The organism is Agarivorans sp. DSG3-1 (genome assembly GCF_046774965.1).
Lineage (GTDB): Bacteria > Pseudomonadota > Gammaproteobacteria > Enterobacterales > Celerinatantimonadaceae > Agarivorans.
This window is the reverse complement of sequence record NZ_CP177241.1, coordinates 834,237-851,850: the sequence shown is the minus strand read 5'-3', so window position 1 is coordinate 851,850 and position 17,614 is coordinate 834,237. Positions and strand designations below refer to the sequence as shown.

Annotated in this window: 18 protein-coding genes; 2 read left to right on the top strand and 16 right to left on the bottom strand. The window is 45.3% G+C overall.

From position 1 onward, the window contains the following. Window positions 1-181: 181 nt before the first annotated feature. The 4 genes from tkt to xylB form a co-directional block, all read right to left on the bottom strand. Window positions 182-2,185, bottom strand: a complete 2,004-nt coding sequence (gene tkt, locus ACLD71_RS03975) for a transketolase (protein WP_411993111.1) — start codon at window positions 2,183-2,185, stop codon at window positions 182-184. Between the two features lie 27 nt (window positions 2,186-2,212). Continuing rightward, window positions 2,213-3,172: a transaldolase gene (gene tal / locus ACLD71_RS03970; protein ID WP_137674089.1), complete on the bottom strand. Its 960-nt coding sequence runs from the start codon at window positions 3,170-3,172 to the stop codon at window positions 2,213-2,215. 470 nt (window positions 3,173-3,642) lie between these two features. After that, complete coding sequence (locus ACLD71_RS03965; protein ID WP_411993109.1) at window positions 3,643-4,857, bottom strand: XylR family transcriptional regulator; 1,215 nt, start codon at window positions 4,855-4,857, stop codon at window positions 3,643-3,645. 140 nt (window positions 4,858-4,997) lie between these two features. Further along, a complete protein-coding gene (xylB, locus tag ACLD71_RS03960; RefSeq protein WP_411993107.1) occupies window positions 4,998-6,449 on the bottom strand; it encodes a xylulokinase in 1,452 nt (483 codons plus the stop codon). Window positions 6,450-6,733: 284 nt separating this feature from the next. Here xylB and ACLD71_RS03955 point away from each other — a divergent pair, with 284 nt between their 5' ends. Then, a complete protein-coding gene (locus ACLD71_RS03955; protein WP_137674086.1) occupies window positions 6,734-7,912 on the top strand; it encodes a XylR family transcriptional regulator in 1,179 nt (392 codons plus the stop codon). An 86-nt stretch (window positions 7,913-7,998) separates the two neighbouring features. Further along, on the top strand, window positions 7,999-8,889 hold the full coding sequence (locus tag ACLD71_RS03950; RefSeq protein ID WP_411993105.1) for an aspartoacylase: 891 nt from the start codon (window positions 7,999-8,001) through the stop codon (window positions 8,887-8,889). A gap of 63 nt (window positions 8,890-8,952) precedes the next feature. On the opposite strand, the gene ACLD71_RS03945 is transcribed toward ACLD71_RS03950, so the two are convergent. The 12 genes from ACLD71_RS03945 to maoP all read right to left on the bottom strand — a co-directional run bounded on the left by ACLD71_RS03945 (window position 8,953) and on the right by maoP (window position 17,521). Further along, window positions 8,953-9,669, bottom strand: coding sequence for an RluA family pseudouridine synthase (locus tag ACLD71_RS03945; RefSeq protein WP_411993103.1), 717 nt, complete (start codon window positions 9,667-9,669; stop codon window positions 8,953-8,955). 127 nt (window positions 9,670-9,796) lie between these two features. After that, entirely contained in the window at window positions 9,797-10,477 is a 681-nt protein-coding gene (locus ACLD71_RS03940; RefSeq protein ID WP_137674083.1) for a YoaK family protein, read from the bottom strand. A gap of 210 nt (window positions 10,478-10,687) precedes the next feature. Further along, window positions 10,688-11,275, bottom strand: coding sequence for an AAA family ATPase (locus tag ACLD71_RS03935; protein ID WP_411993101.1), 588 nt, complete (start codon window positions 11,273-11,275; stop codon window positions 10,688-10,690). Between the two features lie 29 nt (window positions 11,276-11,304). Next, the gene (locus ACLD71_RS03930; RefSeq protein ID WP_137674081.1) at window positions 11,305-11,598 is read right to left on the bottom strand and encodes an AzlD domain-containing protein; all 294 of its coding nucleotides are present in this window, start codon (window positions 11,596-11,598) and stop codon (window positions 11,305-11,307) included. A 172-nt stretch (window positions 11,599-11,770) separates the two neighbouring features. Then, complete coding sequence (locus tag ACLD71_RS03925) at window positions 11,771-12,451, bottom strand: magnesium transporter CorA family protein (protein WP_411993099.1); 681 nt, start codon at window positions 12,449-12,451, stop codon at window positions 11,771-11,773. 21 nt (window positions 12,452-12,472) lie between these two features. Further along, window positions 12,473-12,742: a hypothetical protein gene (locus tag ACLD71_RS03920; RefSeq protein ID WP_411993097.1), complete on the bottom strand. Its 270-nt coding sequence runs from the start codon at window positions 12,740-12,742 to the stop codon at window positions 12,473-12,475. Window positions 12,743-12,776: 34 nt separating this feature from the next. Next, on the bottom strand, window positions 12,777-14,147 hold the full coding sequence (locus tag ACLD71_RS03915) for a magnesium transporter (RefSeq protein WP_411993095.1): 1,371 nt from the start codon (window positions 14,145-14,147) through the stop codon (window positions 12,777-12,779). A gap of 62 nt (window positions 14,148-14,209) precedes the next feature. Then, entirely contained in the window at window positions 14,210-14,635 is a 426-nt protein-coding gene (locus tag ACLD71_RS03910) for an ATP-dependent zinc protease (protein ID WP_303553243.1), read from the bottom strand. After that, a complete protein-coding gene (locus tag ACLD71_RS03905; RefSeq protein WP_411993092.1) occupies window positions 14,628-15,182 on the bottom strand; it encodes a mechanosensitive ion channel domain-containing protein in 555 nt (184 codons plus the stop codon). Before ACLD71_RS03905 ends, ACLD71_RS03910 begins: the two co-directional genes overlap by 8 nt. Before the next feature lie 17 nt (window positions 15,183-15,199). Further along, window positions 15,200-16,207, bottom strand: a complete 1,008-nt coding sequence (locus tag ACLD71_RS03900; RefSeq protein ID WP_411993090.1) for a succinylglutamate desuccinylase/aspartoacylase family protein — start codon at window positions 16,205-16,207, stop codon at window positions 15,200-15,202. A 9-nt stretch (window positions 16,208-16,216) separates the two neighbouring features. Further along, entirely contained in the window at window positions 16,217-17,122 is a 906-nt protein-coding gene (rimK, locus tag ACLD71_RS03895; RefSeq protein WP_137674075.1) for a 30S ribosomal protein S6--L-glutamate ligase, read from the bottom strand. A 42-nt stretch (window positions 17,123-17,164) separates the two neighbouring features. Next, entirely contained in the window at window positions 17,165-17,521 is a 357-nt protein-coding gene (gene maoP, locus ACLD71_RS03890; RefSeq protein WP_411993088.1) for a DUF413 domain-containing protein, read from the bottom strand. Between the last annotated feature and the right edge of the window lie 93 nt (window positions 17,522-17,614).

The window sequence follows — 17,614 nt, the reverse complement described above, 5'->3', positions numbered from 1 at the left end:
TAGTGATTTACGGTGAATATTACTGGTAAGGGTAGTTAGCAAATAGCTTGAGTGGCAAAGTTGTTGAGGGCTTATTTAAGGTTTTTGTGAGCTTGGAGGGTGATTAGCTAAGTGACGGTTTTACAAAATAAAAAAGCAACGCTAACGAGCGTTGCTTTTAGTCGAGATATAAACAGTAGAATTAGCTGTTTAGTAAACTCAAGCTTTGGTCTACTACGTTTTCTACGGTAAAGCCAAATAACTTGAATAGTTCGCCAGCAGGTGCCGACTCACCAAAGGTCGTCATACCTACAGTTACGCCATCTAAGCCAACGTATTTGCCCCAGAAGTCGGCTTGTAGTGCTTCAACCGCTACACGAGCACGAACAGCTTTTGGCAGTACTGCTTCGCGGTAAGCAGCATCTTGTTTGTCGAAACGTTCGGTACAAGGCATAGACACTACGCGAACTTGTTTACCTTGCTCGCTCAGCTTAGCAGCTGCGTCTACGGCTAGTTCAACTTCAGAACCCGTCGCAATCAAGATAAGCTCAGGCGTGCCAGCACAGTCTTTAAGTACGTAAGCCCCACGGTTAATTAATTCTAGTTGCTCACCGCTACGCTTTTGCTGGGCCAAGTTTTGACGAGAGAAGATAAGTGCACTTGGGCCATCACTACGCTCTACCGCGTTAATCCAAGAAGCCGCAGACTCTACTTGGTCACAAGGGCGCCATGTTTCCATGTTGGGTGTTAAACGTAAGCTAGCCACTTGCTCAACCGGTTGGTGAGTAGGACCATCTTCGCCAAGACCAATAGAGTCGTGGGTGTAAACAAAAATAGAACGTTGCTTCATTAATGCTGCCATACGTACTGCGTTGCGGGCGTATTCCATAAACATTAAGAAGGTGGCTGAGTAAGGAACAAAACCGCCGTGCAAAGCAATACCATTTTGCATCGCCGACATACCAAACTCACGTACACCGTAGTGTAAGTAGTTACCTGAGGCATCCTCTGCGCTTACTGACTTAGAGCTAGCGTGGAAGGTTAGGTTTGATGGTGCAAGGTCGGCAGAACCACCCAGTAATTCAGGTAAGATTTTACCAATTACATCAAGGGTGTTTTTAGACGCCATGCGGCTAGCAATGTTTGCTGGCTCGTTTTGCAAGCGTTGCAATAAAGCTTGAGTTTCAGCTTTCCAGTTTTCTGGTAACTGGCCTTCTACGCGACGTGCGTATTCAGCAGCTAGCTCTGGATAGGCTTTTTTGTACGCGGCAAACTTGTCGTTCCAAGTGTTTTCTTGCTCGCTACCTTTGGCTTTGTTGTCCCAAGCTTGGTAAACATCTGCTGGAATTTCAAAGGCGGCATGTGGCCAGTTTAAGAACTCGCGTGCTGCTTTAATTTCTTCGTCACCTAATGGTGCACCGTGACAGTCATGTGAACCTGACTTGTTTGGTGAACCAAAACCAATAATGGTTTTAGTACAAATTAGCGTAGGTTTAGTGATGTCGGCTTTAGCCGCGGCAATTGCTGCGTTAATTTGTTCAGGATCGTGGCCATCAACATCGCGAATTACGTTCCAGCCGTAAGCTTCAAAACGTGCTGGTGTATCATCGGTGAACCAACCTTCAACGTGGCCATCAATAGAGATGCCGTTGTCATCCCAAAAGGCAATCAACTTGCCTAAACCTAGGGTGCCAGCCAATGAGCATACTTCGTGAGAAATACCTTCCATTAAACAACCGTCGCCCATAAAGGCGTAGGTGAAGTGATCAACAATGTCGTGATCGTCACGGTTGAATTGTGCCGCTAGCATTTTCTCTGCTAGTGCCATACCTACGGCATTAGCAATACCTTGGCCTAGTGGGCCAGTGGTAGTTTCAACACCTGGTGCGTAACCGTATTCTGGGTGACCCGGTGTTTTAGAATGCAATTGACGGAAGTGCTTTAGTTCTTCAATCGGCAATGCGTAGCCACTAAGGTGAAGTAGCGAGTACAACAACATAGAGCCGTGACCGTTAGACAAAATAAAGCGGTCGCGGTTGCTCCAGCTTGGGTTGCTTGGGTTATGCGCTAAGTGGTCGCGCCATAGTACTTCAGCAATGTCAGCCATGCCCATCGGTGCGCCAGGGTGGCCTGATTTAGCTTGTTGTACACCATCCATGCTTAGAGCACGAATAGCGTTTGCATATTGTTGACGAGGGTGAGTCATCTTTAATTTCCTAATATTAAGTAATTCTTAAGCTTCAAGCGCTTCGATTAGCATCTTGTCTAATTTCACTTGGTCAACGGCAAAGGCACGAATACCTTCAGCCAGTTTCTCTGTCGCCATTGCATCTTCGTTGTGTGCCCAAAAGAACTCTGCTTCGGTCATTGGAGCAGGGCGGTTTTGGCTAACACCTTTATCTTGAAGGCGCACATCTAGTTGCGCTTCAGTTTGGTCTAACTCTTCAAGTAGCGCAGGACCGATGGTCAAACGGTCACAACCGGCTAGTTCAACGATTTCGCCAATGTTACGGAAACTGGCACCCATCACTACCGTGTTGTAGCCATGGTCTTTGTAGTAGCTGTAAATTTCAGATACAGAGATAACGCCAGGGTCTTTCGCGCCAGCGTAATCTGCGTCAGCGTTGTTCGCTTTGTACCAATCTAAAATACGGCCAACAAAAGGAGAGATTAAGAATACACCTGCTTCAGCACATGCACGGGCTTGAGCAAATGAGAACAACAAGGTTAGGTTACAGTTAATGCCTTCTTTCTCTAACTGTTCAGCGGCACGAATGCCCTGCCAAGTAGAGGCAAGTTTAATTAATACGCGCTCTTTGCTAATGCCAGCCGCTTGGTAAAGCTCGATTAAACGGCGTGCTTTAGTAATGCTGGCTTCGGTATCAAAAGATAAACGTGCATCTACTTCAGTAGAAATGCGACCAGGTACTAATTCCAACACTTTACAACCAATGGTTACTACCAGCTTGTCGGCAGCCATTTCGATTTGCTCGGCTTGCACGTTTGATTGAGTTTTAGCCCACTCAGCCACTTCTTTCAGCAAGCTAGAGTACTCAGGCAAACCTAGAGCCTTAACAATTAACGATGGGTTAGTGGTTGCGTCTTCTGGTGAAAATTTACGCATGGTATCCAAATCGCCAGTATCGGCAACTACCGTGGTGTATTGTTTTAGCTGTGTAAGTAGAGAACTCATAAGATGTATAGACCCTTGTGGTTAAAACAAAATGTGCGGCTTGTTTGGCGAGCCTTCATTATTGGTTGAAGGTCAATGACCAAGCTAAGCTTCATGTCCGTATTAAAGTGCCAGACTGGCATTTGAGCGCAATTACGCTTTTTTTAGCGCTAATGTTGAATTTTCGCAGTCCCGATCTAGATCACGCTTTATTTGGCGTTTTCTGTGGATCTACTGCACAAGCTTCATGGTTTTGTCACACTCCACAGCATGGTGCGCCGATTTGTTGAAAAAAGAAACGCGGCCTCGCCCCAGAGTTTTAATAATCACTATGATGTTTTTTTGATCTTCACCATATTTGTTGGATGCACCAAAGGCGAACTTAGCTATTGCATGTCGCCATTAGTGACCAGTGATAATTGTGTCAAAGCCAGTTATTTACTGGCTTTGATGACCAAATGTTACTAAGGATTTATGCCAAGTAGATGAAACTAGGCCTCTTTTAGCATTTCTCCTTCGTCCTCAATAAGGGGAGCTAGCTCTCGGTTTGTTACACCCTTCTGCTCGCGTAACATGCCCGGCGTCATATTCCAGCGTTTCTTAATGGCACAAGACAAATACTGAGGGCTACTAAAGCCAACTACCTTGGCAATTTCACTTAAGGTTTGCTCGGTATCTACCAGTAACTCTAGCGCTAGATTTAGCTGGCTATCGAGCAAATAGGCATGCAATGACATGCCTAATTCGTCATGAAATTTGTTATCAATTGCGCCACGTGAACAGCCCAGTTCCGCCAAGATTTGTTTGACTTTGATATTGCCCTGATTAATGCGAATAAGGCTTAAAGCCCCACGCACTAAGTTGTCTTTAAAGTGGAAAAAGTCGGTAGAGTCGCGGCCAATAACCCGTTCAGGTTGCACGTAATGGTGGCGTTTAGCTAAGTTCTTGCCATCCATTAATGGTTGTAACAAAGAGGCGGCTAAGTAGCCCATGGCACGGGTACCTTGGCGAACCGAAGTCAGGGTTGGCAAGCTTAAGGTACAGTTTAGTTCGTCGTCATCAATGCCCATTATTGATACATCTTCGGGGATACTAATGTTGGCCAGTTGGCAAGCGTAACTAAGTTGGCGAGCACGTACATCGTTGGCGGCAATAATGCCCACCGGTTTAGGCAAACGGCTTAACCAATCACATAAACACTGTAAGTCGCTGTCCCAAGTGTCGATATTATCTTTGGCGCTAAACTGGCTGTAGGCGCATTGATTGCGTTCACACCAGTCGCGCAGCAGTTGCTCGCGGTTTGCCGACCAATCGTTAAACGGGCGATTGGGGTAACCACAAAATGCCAAGTGGGTGTAGCGACGCATTTTTAAAAAGCGCGCCGCCATGTTGATGATTTGTTTATTGTCAGACATCACCACGGGATAGTCTTGCATGGTATTGGCAACCATCTCGCTGCTAGAAATACCAACTACTGGAATATTACGCGATTTGATCGCGTCGCGAATTTCCGGGTGATCAAAATCAGCTATTACCCCATCGCCTTGCCATTTACTAAAGTCATCTATTGAGAACAAGTTTTGTTCGCCAATAAACAGATTCCATGGCGTACCATTTTTCAAAAATGATGATATGCCGGTAATAATGCCACGGTCGTAGGCCATGTTCGCGTTCAATAACAATGCTACGCGGTTGTTTTTTGCCATAGTATTTATCTTCCGTATTACTACGCTTATTCAGCTAAGGTGACCACATTCGATAAATGCTGATCTATCGAATGTGCTAACCGCTGCTGGATCAAATTAGCCATAGCAGTGCTATGGCTAATTTTCATTTTTATAAACTGTTAAAATAAAGGCGCTACAGCCGGGTACAGTGCTTGGAACGTTTTGCGACGTTTGCTGTACATAGCATTACGCTGGTTATTGACTTGATGCACTTCTACTAATTCTGGTACTGGGCAAATCACATCTAAATCTGGGCTTTCAGCCACACCTAGTTGGGCTAAACGTGCTGCTCCAAGTGCTGGGCCTACTTCACCACCTAAGCGGTAACTCACGCTTTGGCCAAATACATCGGCTAACATTTGACGCCAAAACTGACTGCGTGCACCACCACCAATTAAGGTGATTTCATCAGGTTTTAAGCCAGTAGCATGCAGTGCATCTAAGCCGTCGGCAAAAGCAAAGGCCACGCCTTCTAATACCGCGCGACATAGATCTAATGGCCCGGTGGAGTGAGTCATACCAAAGAACACACCCTTGGCTTCAGGGTTGTTATGTGGAGTACGCTCGCCCGATAGGTAAGGTAAGAAGAATACTGGGTTGTCACTCTCTGGTGCGGCTTCTACAGCGGCTAGCATGCTGGGTACGTCTGCTTGACCGGTTAAGTTGACCACCCAGTCTAAACATGAAGCAGCACTCAGAATCACCGACATAGAGTGCCAAGCATTGGGTAAGGCATGACAAAAGCTGTGTAGCGCTGATTCAGGATTGCTTAGGTAGCCGTCACTTACCGCAAAGTAAACGCCAGAGGTACCTAGTGATAACATTGCTTGGCCAGGTTTAGTAATGCCCACGCCTACTGCACCTGCAGCGTTATCACCACCGCCTGCTACTAGCGGTACTGCTGGCATTCCCCAGCGCTCGGCTAATTCAGGTTTTAAGTTACCGGTCACTTCACTGCCTTCAAACAGCTCTGGCATATTGGCGCGGCTTAAGCCGGTAGCGGCTAATATCTCTTCACTCCAATCACGTTTGGCAACGTCTAACCACATGGTACCGGCAGAATCTGACATGTCTGAGGCGAAGTTACCCGACAACAAGTAACGTAAGTAATCTTTTGGCAGCAATACTTTGTCTACTTGGGCAAAAATTTCTGGTTCGTTTTGCTTAATCCACAGTAGTTTTGGTGCAGTAAAACCAGGCATCATTAAGTTGCCAACTATTTTGCGAGAGTTAGGCACGGCGGCTTCAATTTCTTCACACTGAGCGGCGCTGCGGCCGTCATTCCATAATATGGCGGGGCGTAGAATTTCGCCTTTAGCATCTAATAAGGTGGCGCCGTGCATTTGTCCGCTTAAACCAATCGCTTTTACTTGGGCTAAAGAGTGCTGCTTGCTTAAGGTGGTCATTGCATCTTGAGTGGCTTGCCACCAATCTTGCGGCGCTTGCTCAGACCATAGCGGCGCAGGACGTGATACCGTTAAGCTTGCGTTGGCTTGGCTTAAAATGTCACCGTTTTCAGCGAGAAGCACAACTTTTACCCCAGAGGTGCCTAAATCAATACCGATATACATAAGTAGTTCCTTAATTGGACGCGGGCTGCTCGGCCTGGTTAAAGGTGTTTTGGTTGGCAGCAAAGATGTTTAATTGTTACCTCATCCTGCCGTGGATCGGAAACGGTACTCAATTATGAAAATTGCTTGCGTGATAGCGTTTTTCCACGACGTGTCTGAGTTCACAGTTTTGCTTGAAATGTGCATGATCATAATCACATTATGATTTTTCACAGTAGCGCTTAGGGTTATTTTTTTACATATTAAATTAAATCTAGATAGGCACCGTGCTTTAGGAGCCCCACATGTTTGCTAAACGTTTCAAAATTACTCTGCTGTTTAATGCTAACAAGGTCTACGACCGCCAAATTATTAAAGGCATCGGTGACTACTTGCAGGCTTCGCAGTGTGATTGGGATATTTTTCTGGAAGAAGATTTTCGCTGCAGGATCAGCAAACTACAACACTGGGTTGGCGACGGCATTATTGCCGATTTCGATGACCCTGAAATAGAACAAGCGCTTACCGGTTTGCGAGTACCGGTTGTGGCCGTGGGTAGCTCTTACGAGAACCCAGACCAATACCCTGATTTTCCTTACGTGGCTACCGATAACCGCGCCTTGGTTAATTCTGCTTACGAGCATTTAAAAGCCAAAGGGCTGGAATACTTTGCTTACTACGGCATGCCGCCAAATGATGGCAACCGCTGGGCGATGGAACGAGAGTCTATTTTCCAACAACTGGTGGCGAGCGATGGTTACGAATGTGCCGTTTATCGTGGTATGGAAACCACGCCCGAGTCTTGGCAATACGCCATGAACCGTTTAGCCGATTGGATTCAATCAATGCCAAAACCGGTGGGCATTGTGGCGGTATCTGATGCACGTGCTCGCCACTTACTGCAAGTGTGTGACCATTTAGGCATTATTGTTCCCGATAAAGTGTCAATTATTGGTATTGATGACGAAGACTTAACTCGCCACTTAAGCCGTGTTTCTTTAAGTTCTGTGGCGCAGGGCTGTCGTAAAATTGGCTTCCAAGCCGCTAAGCTACTGCACCGCCAATTACAGGGACAAGAGTTACGTAAAGTACGTGAGTTGGTCGGCCCTGAGCAGGTTATTGAACGTCAATCTACCGATTACAAAGCACTAAAAGACCCTTATGTGATTCAAGCAATGCACTTCATTCGTCATAACGCTTGTAAGGGTATTAAGGTAGAGCAAGTGCTGGACTATGTAAAAGTCTCACGTTCAAATCTTGAGAAGCGTTTTAAGGATGATATTGGTCACTCTGTGCACCAAGAGATTCACTGCGCCAAGCTAGAACAAGCCATGAGTTTGCTACGTAATACCGAGCTGTCTACCTCAGACATCGCCGAGCTATGTGGCTATCCTTCACTGCAATACATGTACGCGGTATTTAAGAAAGATTTAGAGCTAACACCTAAAGCTTACCGCATCAGCAAGCAAGAACAAGAAGAGTAAGAACAATGCCCGCGCTTTGGCTTGAGTCAGGGCGCGTTTCCTTTTAAGCTCAAGGCTGTTTGCAACGCTTAAAAGGAATGCTTCGCTTGTCTAAAATCAGCAACATCGCCATTGTTGGCGGTACCCACGGAAACGAATTTAGCGGTATTTATCTGCTGAAGAAATGGCAACAACATCCGCAATTATTGGCCCGTTCTAGCCTGAGTGTAGAAACAGTATTTGCTAATCCAAAAGCCTATGGCGAAAACAAACGCTATATTGATGCTGACTTAAACCGCCAGTTTAGTGCCAGCGAATTGGCTGATTTTTCTTTAGCTAATTACGAACAATCTCGGGCTAAAGTGCTGCATCAACAGCTTGGTCCTAAAACCAATCCAAACATGGATTTGGTGATTGATTTGCACAATACCACCTCAAACATGGGGCCAACGCTAATTTTGTTGGATCAAACTCCTTTTGATCTGCAGCTGGCGGCCTATGTAAAAATGCTGATGCCGGAAGCGGTGGTATTTTTAGATGAACCAGAAGACGATTTGGCGAATCATCGATTCCTTGCCAGCTGCGGGCGGCGCGGCGTATTAATTGAAGTGGGCCCGCAGCCGCAATCGGTATTGCGCCAAGATATTCTTGAGCAAATGGAAACCATGACTGGCCACATTCTGGATTTTGTTGACTTGCATAACCAACAACAGTTACCTGAACTCCCTCACTCTGTAGAAGCCTTTTTATATTTCGACAGCATTAAACTGCCACTAGATGAACAGGGTGAACGTATTGCTACTGTACACAGCAATGTGCAAGATAATGACTACCAGCCGATTAATCCCGGCGACCCTATTTTTAGAACCTTTACTGGCGAAGAAATTTGCTATGAAGGGGACAAAACCGTGTATCCCGCTTTTATCAATGAAGCGGCTTATTACGATAACGATCTGGCTATGTCTTTGTTAGAAAAAGTACGTTTAGAGCTAAGTTAGCCGACTCATTCTGGCTGAATGTTGTTAACGCTTATTGTTTTTCAGTGGCGTTTTAGCAAACCGTTAAAATGGGCTAGGGCTGTTTGCATGTATTTCGTCACCGCTACTTGGATGAGCGAAGAACAAGTCGCTGGCGTGCAATTGCAAACGTGTAGACAGCTGTTGGCTGTCTATACTCTTATACAAATCACAGCCAAGAATAGGGTGGCCAATTGCATGGCTGTGGATCCGTAATTGATGAGTGCGTCCTGTGAGCGGCTCAAACTGTACTAAGCTTCTGCGCGGGTGCTCTAGGCGTTTTAATACCGTGTATTGGCTAATAGCTGCTTTGCCAGTACTGAGGCAAATTTTTACTTTAGGAAAGAGCCGCTTATCTTTAGCGATGGCGAGATTTATCTGCCCTTGCTGCTGTTCGATCCAGCCCTCTACAATGGCTAGGTAATATTTGCGAATAGTACGTGCTTGAAATTGTTTGTTAAGGTGCTGTGCAGCGGCTGCATGTAAACCGACAACCATAATACCTGATGTGCCTAAATCTAATCTGTGGGGCAATAATGCTTTAGGAAAAACCGGGCTTACTCCGGCTTGGCCATGTACTAAGCGATAATGTACTGAGTCCCAGTTAAGAGGATTTTTACCCGACAAACTCAGTAAACCGCTGGGTTTATTGATTAGCAAGATATCTTGGTCTTGATACATAATATCCACCGACTCATCGCAAACAGGTGCCACAAAATCATCAACAATCGCTTGGGTGTGAAGGCTTTTTCTATCGGGCATGTAAACGATCCACAGTTAAAGAAGAGGAATATAGCAATAACCCTTACAAGGCGCTATTGTATGCTAAGGTTTGGTATGGTTGTGATTGTCTCTATACACATTACCGCCTATTTACTTGCCAACTTTTTTATTGAACATTATTAGAGTTATGCCTGACTCTTGCGCTGTAAATTGAATACGAAACGGCGAGTAATAAGCAAATACTGGCAGGTATAAACAGTGCCTTAAAATGTAAGGTACTAAAAGATAAGGCTCCTAACGTTCCGCCCGCGACAAAGCCAGAAATGATGATCAAAAACAGCATCGCTTTGCGTTTATCAAATGCTTCTCCACGCAGTTTTGCGCCAAACATAATCCCTAAGTCGGTGAAGATGCCGGTAAGGTGGGTAGTGCGAATAACCGCCCCACTGTAAGTGGTGGCTAAGGCATTTTGTAGGCCACAGGCGGCCGAGGCTAAGTAGTGCCCGTGCATGGAATCTTGCGATAATAAAAACACTGAAGCGACCAAGAAAAACGCCTCTAGCGTGAGCAGTCCGCTGTAGTTACGCCCTAGCTTTAACGAGCCACTGCGAAGAAAAAATCCTGATATTGCCGACCCAGCCAGAAAACTAACCACCACCAGGCTTAAGTGCAGTAAATCTGACAGTGTTGAGTTTACGATACCTGTGCCAATCAGTGTGGCAGTACCCGATAAATGAGAAATAGCTTGGTGTTTAAAACCTAATAAGCCAATTGCATTCACTAGCCCAGCAACAAGGGCCAATACAAATGAACCATATTCTACCCAGCGGGGTAATTTCGAAATCACATTAATCCTTTACGCTGAAGGGAGGGAGAAGCCGCCGGTTAACTAAGCGGCTCATTCAAACCTAAGTGGGATAGTGAGCACAGAATCTAGCATTATAAGGTCTTCACTGAATTAGTTTCACTAGCATTCGCGTTAAACAAGAAAAAGGCGGGTCTTTTAGGCCCGCCTTTCGCATTAATTTAGCACTTTTAAAGGTTCAGCCGTATAAGACTATTTGGTTTCTAACACCTTAAGAATGTCCTGCATCGATTGCTGGTACTGCTGCTGATTAGAGTTTTTAAATAACAGTAAGTCGTCCACCACTTCAGGGTTATCAATACAGTGAGGAACAGAAGAGTCGACTCCCTTAATGTATTCATCCCAGTTTTCTAATTTCCAAGTATCTCTTGATGAGTTTCGGTCAATCATGCGCTGTTTCACTACATCAACATCGGTTTCTACCCAAACCACAGTGAGTCGAGCATTTTTCTCTACCAACTGTTGTTTTAGTTCATCAATGTAAGCTGTGTCTCTTATCTCGCGGGTAAATGGCGCATTAATTAAAACGATATCGTCGTAATCTAATGCCTCCATGGCAAGGGCCAAGGTAGCCTGATATTCGTAGTTGCGAATATGCTCTTCAAAGAAATCTGAACTGCGGTTTACTTCCACATTGGCCAGCTTAAAAATTTGATGAGATAACACGATAAGTGTGTCTTTATCTAAGTAAACAACGTGCTTAAGCGCTTTGGCTAATTGCTTAGAGATATAGGTTTTTCCGCTGGCAGGCGGAGAGGTGACCAAGATTAATCGTTTCATTATCATTCCGTTGTTTGCTAAATCGTATTCTACGAGGCTTGCTGAGCAGCTATCGCCTTTGATTTTTTTCTATGCCGCATAAATAGATAAACGACAGCTAGGGTTATGGCCAAATAAAATAAGTAGGCTCCGGCTTTTTCAGATGACTTAAGCGGCATATCTAAAGCCAGAGTGTAAATGACAATCGTCATCAGAGCTAACGGCGCAGCGAGCAACCTAAGCGCATAACGAAACCATTTATTCGTGAGCCGATTGCTCAAATAAATGATAAAGATAAAGCTAGCAATTATTGTTGCTGCGGCCAGTAGTGCGATCCAATCCATTACGATCTCCAAAGCGGATAAATACAAATGCATGAAATTAACGACACTAGTTTACCTGTCTTAATAACTTATTTGTTATTTAATACCGAGTAGGCGCAATGATGAACGCGAGTTTGTTTGTCACTTTGTGCTGAATAAAGACGCAGTAGTTTCAAATAGTTGCCTAATAGGCTTAAAACCAGCGCTTCCATTTAAATAGCCCAATCAAACTTAGTGCGATAGTGAACATCACACCGATTAAGATAAAGTAGCCATTGGGGTGTTGCAGCTCTGGGATTACCTCGAAATTCATGCCGTAAATGCCGGCTAAAAAACTTAAAGGGACAAAAATGGCGGTAATCAAGGTTAACACTCGCATGGTGTTGTTTAGCTTATGAGAGCTAATTGATAAGTAGCCGTCAACAAGGTCGCCGCATATTTCATAATACATGCTGCTTAGGCTGTGCAACCGTTCGAAGCGCTCGTGCAAATCTTGCAGTACGGGTTGATCAATAGCGATCCCGTTTAGGCTTTGTTCTTGCTCTAAGTTGAGTAGCTTTTTGCTTAAGCTTAAGTGGTAATTAAAGATCCTATTTAAGCGCAATATGTCGGTCTTTTGTCGAGTAATGGTGCTGAGTAACTGGTCGTCACCATGATCGCTAAGTTGTTCTTCTAGCTCACTGAGTTGATCTTCAAATGCCAATAGCTGATTCAAATACAAGGTAGATGCACTGTGCATAATGCGGCTGGCTAAGCTGAGCGGGTGCTGAAGATACTTGTGAAAGTTCTGCGTGAGTAAGTTTTCTATACCTTGTGACTGCCCTTGGTGCAGTGTAATCAGGTAGTTTTTTCCTACCAACATGGCTAGTTGCATATGCTCGAACCGCAACTCGCCCTAGCAGCTTTGAATACCGCGATACAGCATGAATACTTGTTCTTCAAATAGCTCGATTTTGGGTGGGTGACGTGAGCGAAAAACATCAACAATGGCCAAAGGGTGGCAAGCAAAACGTTTAAGTAATTGTTCTGCTTTGGCTTGGCTAAAGGTGCTTAAATCTATGTCGATCCAAATGCAGCTATCGGTGTTCTCAAACCAGGTATTTATCTGTGCCTCATCGCCGTGAGTAGGCGCTTCTTTGCCGGTGCTTAACCAGGTTCCTATCATGGTTTATCCTTAATTGGCTGACTTAAGCCCTTGTCTAGCTTATTAAAAAGAGTGAAGCGAGGCCTAAGAAGGCGACAAAGCCTACAATGTCGGTCACTGTAGTAAGTATTACCGATCCCGCTACCGCAGGGTCAATCTTCATTTTTTTCAGTACAAAGGGAATCATGGTGGCCGAAGCTGCGGCTGCCAAACTGTTTAATACTATGGCGACAAAAATCACCATGCCTAATGGCAGTGATTGAAACCACAAGCTCACCACGCCAGCTATCACCAAACCCAGCATTAAGCCGTTAAAGGCTGCAATTTTAAGCTCTTTGTTTAACAGCAGCTTAAGGTTGCTTTGTTGTAAGTGGTTTAGTGCAATACCTCGTAGGGCTACAGCTAAGGTTTGGCTACCGGCAATACCGCCCATGCTGGCCACTACCGGCATTAAAATAGCTAGCGCGACTAATTGCTGCAAAGCGCCTTCAAATAAACCAATTACCCAAGAGGCTAAAAACGCAGTGGCTAAGTTGGTGGTGAGCCAAATTGCGCGCATTTTGGCGGCTGTGGGCACAGGAGTGAACAGATCTTCTTCATCAGAAGGGGAATCGCTAATGGCAATATCTAAGCTACGTTCTTGCAGCCATTGCACAATGTTAGACAGCGCAATCGCACCAATAATTTTGCCGTCTCTCTGCACCGGATGCCAAGCATGCCCCGGCACAACGTTCAGTGACAAAGCGATATCGGCCAGCATTTGCTGGTGGTCGAATACTTCTATGCTTTGGCCAAGTTCGCTGAGCCGAGTATGGTCACTGGCATTGCTGATATCGGTCATGCTGCAGGCACCCTGAAATTGCCCATTGGCATCCACCAAGTAAATGGCGACGTGTTTGTTACTACGAGTGCTTAAACGTTGTTTAATGCGTTCTACCTTAGAATTTGGTCGGGCACGTAAAATGTGGGTATCTACATAGCGGCCAACTTGTTCGTCTTCGTAGCTTAATGCGTCTTGCAGCTGTGCGGCGGTGAGTTCATCTTGCTGTTCAAGATAAATATCCACCATCGAATCTGGAAGAATGTCGGCAAATTCAACAATTTCGGTATCACTAACGAAATGCTGTAACTCGTTGAGTTGTTGTTGGCTAAATTGGCTAAGTAAGTGCTTAACCGTTTCATACTGCATTAAGTGCAGTATGTCCCAGTAGCGCTCGGTGCTGCATTGCGGCCAAATGTGTTGGCGGTAACCGTCGGGCAGTGATTCGATAAGGTTAGCCAATATAGCGTTGTCGTATTGGCTAATAAAGCTGAGATCGGCCGGCTGTTGCTCTTGGTCAAGCGCATCCAAAACGCGGCGTAGTGCCGCGTCATGGTGACCATCAAAGGTTTGTTGGTTGGAGCTTGTCTTTGCTTCGCTGGTCATTGTGGCTGTCCTTATTGGTGGTTAGAGATCTATTCCTCGATGCTGCAAATGGGCGGTACCCCTTAGGTATTCACCAAAAAGCTTTTTGAAGGATCGACCAACACATTGTCACCCATGCCTTCACGGCCTAATAACATTAGATAAGTCATATCTTTACGGTTACTTAGTGTTATTTCAATAGGCCAAACATGTTCGCCCAATTGAAATCTAGTTTGAATAACATAACGTTGTTCAACATCGCCATTAGATGACTTTATTTTCCGCGTATCAAATACTGGCGCACTGCAACGACTCACCTGATCCAAGTTATAAATGTCTGGATGTAAATCAAAGCTAATATGTGGCTTACCGTTTACTTTGGTTCGCTCTAAGTTATCTACATGCAGGGCCGAGGTTTTTGCGCCAGTATCTACACGCACCTGTAAATCGCTAATCCCTAAATCGGGCAGGTGGCCAGTTTCTAAGTTACCTATGATTAATTTAGCCATTGTTATCTTCTTCTGGTTCTGCCGCTGCAGGGGTTTTCTTTTCTACGGCTCGGGTAGGCTGGTGCTCGCCAATGACAACCGCTTTTTGAAATACCATGGCATTAGGAAAAGTGAGCTTAGCGCCATTGTCTGCCAGCAAAATCACGTGGAACAGGGTGATTTCTTCTAAACGCCCTTCAATAGAGTTGTCGCCGTCGAGTATTTTTACTCGGTTACCGACTCGGTAAGGGAAAAAGAAAAATACAATAACACTGGCAGTTACGTTGCTTAAAATAGACCACTGGGCAAATAGCGCGACACCTAATACCGCAAATACCGAAGAGAGAAATATACCAAAGTCGTTGAAGCCAACATCACTAACCACGCTAACAACCATGACTAACAGCAGCACTAAAACACTACGTAGTATCCAACTGACGTAATGAATCCTTGTTTTGGCAATATTGCGCTCTTCACCGTAGCTAAGCACCACTTGGTTAAGTTTGCTTTGAGCAATAAAAAAGGCTGCAAAAGCTACTGCGATAAGGAAAATGGTAGTAATACTCATTGTTTTACCTTGTTCTGTTAAGGGCTGGTCGAAGGGCTAATCGACTCTTGCCAATTTTCTATTTGTTCGGCGACTTCATCTTGTTCTGCGCCAAAAAATGCTAAGTGGTACATGGCGTCACCCTCTTGTACCAAGGGTATGTTCTGCTTACCTATTACTATGCCAGAACGTTTTGCGCGTACTTGATTAATTAACTCGCCAAAAGGGCTGTTAATGTCGGCCATGATGTCACCGGCATCCACCAAATCACCTAGCTGTGCATATTCAGTCACAATACCGCTGGCGGATGCGCGTAACCAAGCGCTGCTATAGGCTACGTATGGCGACGCTTTTTTACTGCTGCGGCGCTTTTTAATCATACCTAAATGCGACAGAACTTTTAGTATGCCTTTTACCCCACTTTGTATCGATAGCTCATCAAAGCGCAGTGCTTCACCCGCTTCGTAAAGCAGTATTTTTGTGTCGTTATCTACCGCCGCTTCCCGTAACGAACCATCTCGTAAATCGGCATTTAGCAATACTGGCACGCCAAAAGCTTCAGCCAGTTGTTGGGTTTCTGGGTCTTTCAAGTTGGCTCTAATTTGCGGCAAATTAGAGCGATGAATCGCGCCCGTATGTAAATCAATGCCGTAGTCGCAATGCGCCACAATCTCGGTGAGAAATATATGTGCCAGTCGACCGGCTAACGAGCCTTTTTCTGATCCCGGAAAGCAGCGATTTAAATCGCGCCTATCGGGCATATAACGGCTCTGGTTTAGCACCCCATAAATATTAACCATCGGCACTGCAATTAAGCAGCCCTTGGTAATTTTAAAGCTAGATGAGCGAGTTAAACGGCGAATAATCTCAATCCCGTTTAGCTCGTCACCATGTACCGCCGCGCTAATAAATACCGTTGGCCCCGCGCGCTTGGCGCGGGTGATATGCACCGGAATAGAAATGTCGGTGTCGGTATAGAGCTTGGCCACCGGAATTTGTAGTTGCTTTTGCTCACCCGGCTTAATCTCTGTTCCAGCAATAATCATGGCTTACCTCTACCCTTTGCCGCGTGTTTTGGTGGCAAAGGGCTTGGCGTTCTTCTCGATAAACTCGAATACCATAGCGGCAACATCTTTACCGGTGGCGTTTTCAATGCCCTCTAAGCCCGGAGAAGAGTTAACCTCCATCACCACTGGCCCGTTGTTTGACTGCAATATGTCTACACCACATAGGTTCAAACCCATGGCCTTAGCAGCATTAATAGCAGTGGCACGTTCTTCTTTGCTTAGGCGCACCAATTGTGCGGCGCCGCCACGGTGTAGGTTGGAACGAAACTCGCCTTCAGCCGCTTGGCGTTTCATAGCCGCAACCACTTTTCCGCCTACCACTAAGCAGCGAATATCGGCGCCACCGGCTTCTTTAATAAACTCCTGCACCAAAATATTGGCTTTTAAGCCCATAAACGCTTCAATCACACTTTCGGCGGCTTTGTTGGTTTCGGCCAATACCACGCCTATGCCTTGAGTGCCTTCTAGCAGTTTGATGACTAACGGAGCTCCGCCAACATTTTTAATCAGATCCTGAATTTTGTCAGGTTTGCTGGCAAAACCGGTACGTGGCAAGCCAATACCTTTGCGAGACAACAACTGTAGTGAACGCAGTTTGTCGCGAGAACGGCTAATTGCTACCGACTCATTGACACAAAAAGTACCCATCATTTCAAATTGGCGCACCACTGCTGTGCCATAAAAGGTAATCGACGAACCAATGCGTGGAATCACCGCATCATATTGCGGCAGTACTTCGCCGTTGTAACGTACTGTTGGTTTACTACTGGTGATATCCATATAGCAATGCAAGGTGTCAATGATGTCAACTTGGTGTCCACGCGCTTCGCCTGCTTCTTTTAAGCGGCGGGTGGAGTAAAGGTTTTCACCTCGAGATAAAATGGCTACACGCATGATTCGATCCTATTAATTTATGATTAGCTTAAATAAATGGGCTTAGCCATCTTCAGTGACAAATGTTTCATCTTCATTCTCAAGATTATCTACCTGAGATTTAGAGCGACTATTCAAGGTATGAAAACGCCGTCTTGAATGGGCTAGGTCTTTGTATTTAATCCAAATTTTTTCTAGTTTGGTGTCTGCTTCAAGTTGCTTGCTACAGACCAATAAAAAGTGCTGTTCTTGCTGCCCTTCGGGCATCATTTCTCCCGCATCTAGCGCTCGCATTGTTTCGCCATATAAACTGAGCAACTCGGACTCAAGTAGAGTGAAATCACCCGATTTACGAAACCCGTGTTTAAAGCGTTTATCGTCGTAGAAACGTTTGTTGCCAAAGCGAAAATCGATCATCATTGCGGTCACTCCAACTTAGTGGTGAAGCGGCTTTTACAGCCGTGGGTAATTTGGCTGCAAGGTAGAGAATATTTGTTCAAGATGAAAACGAAT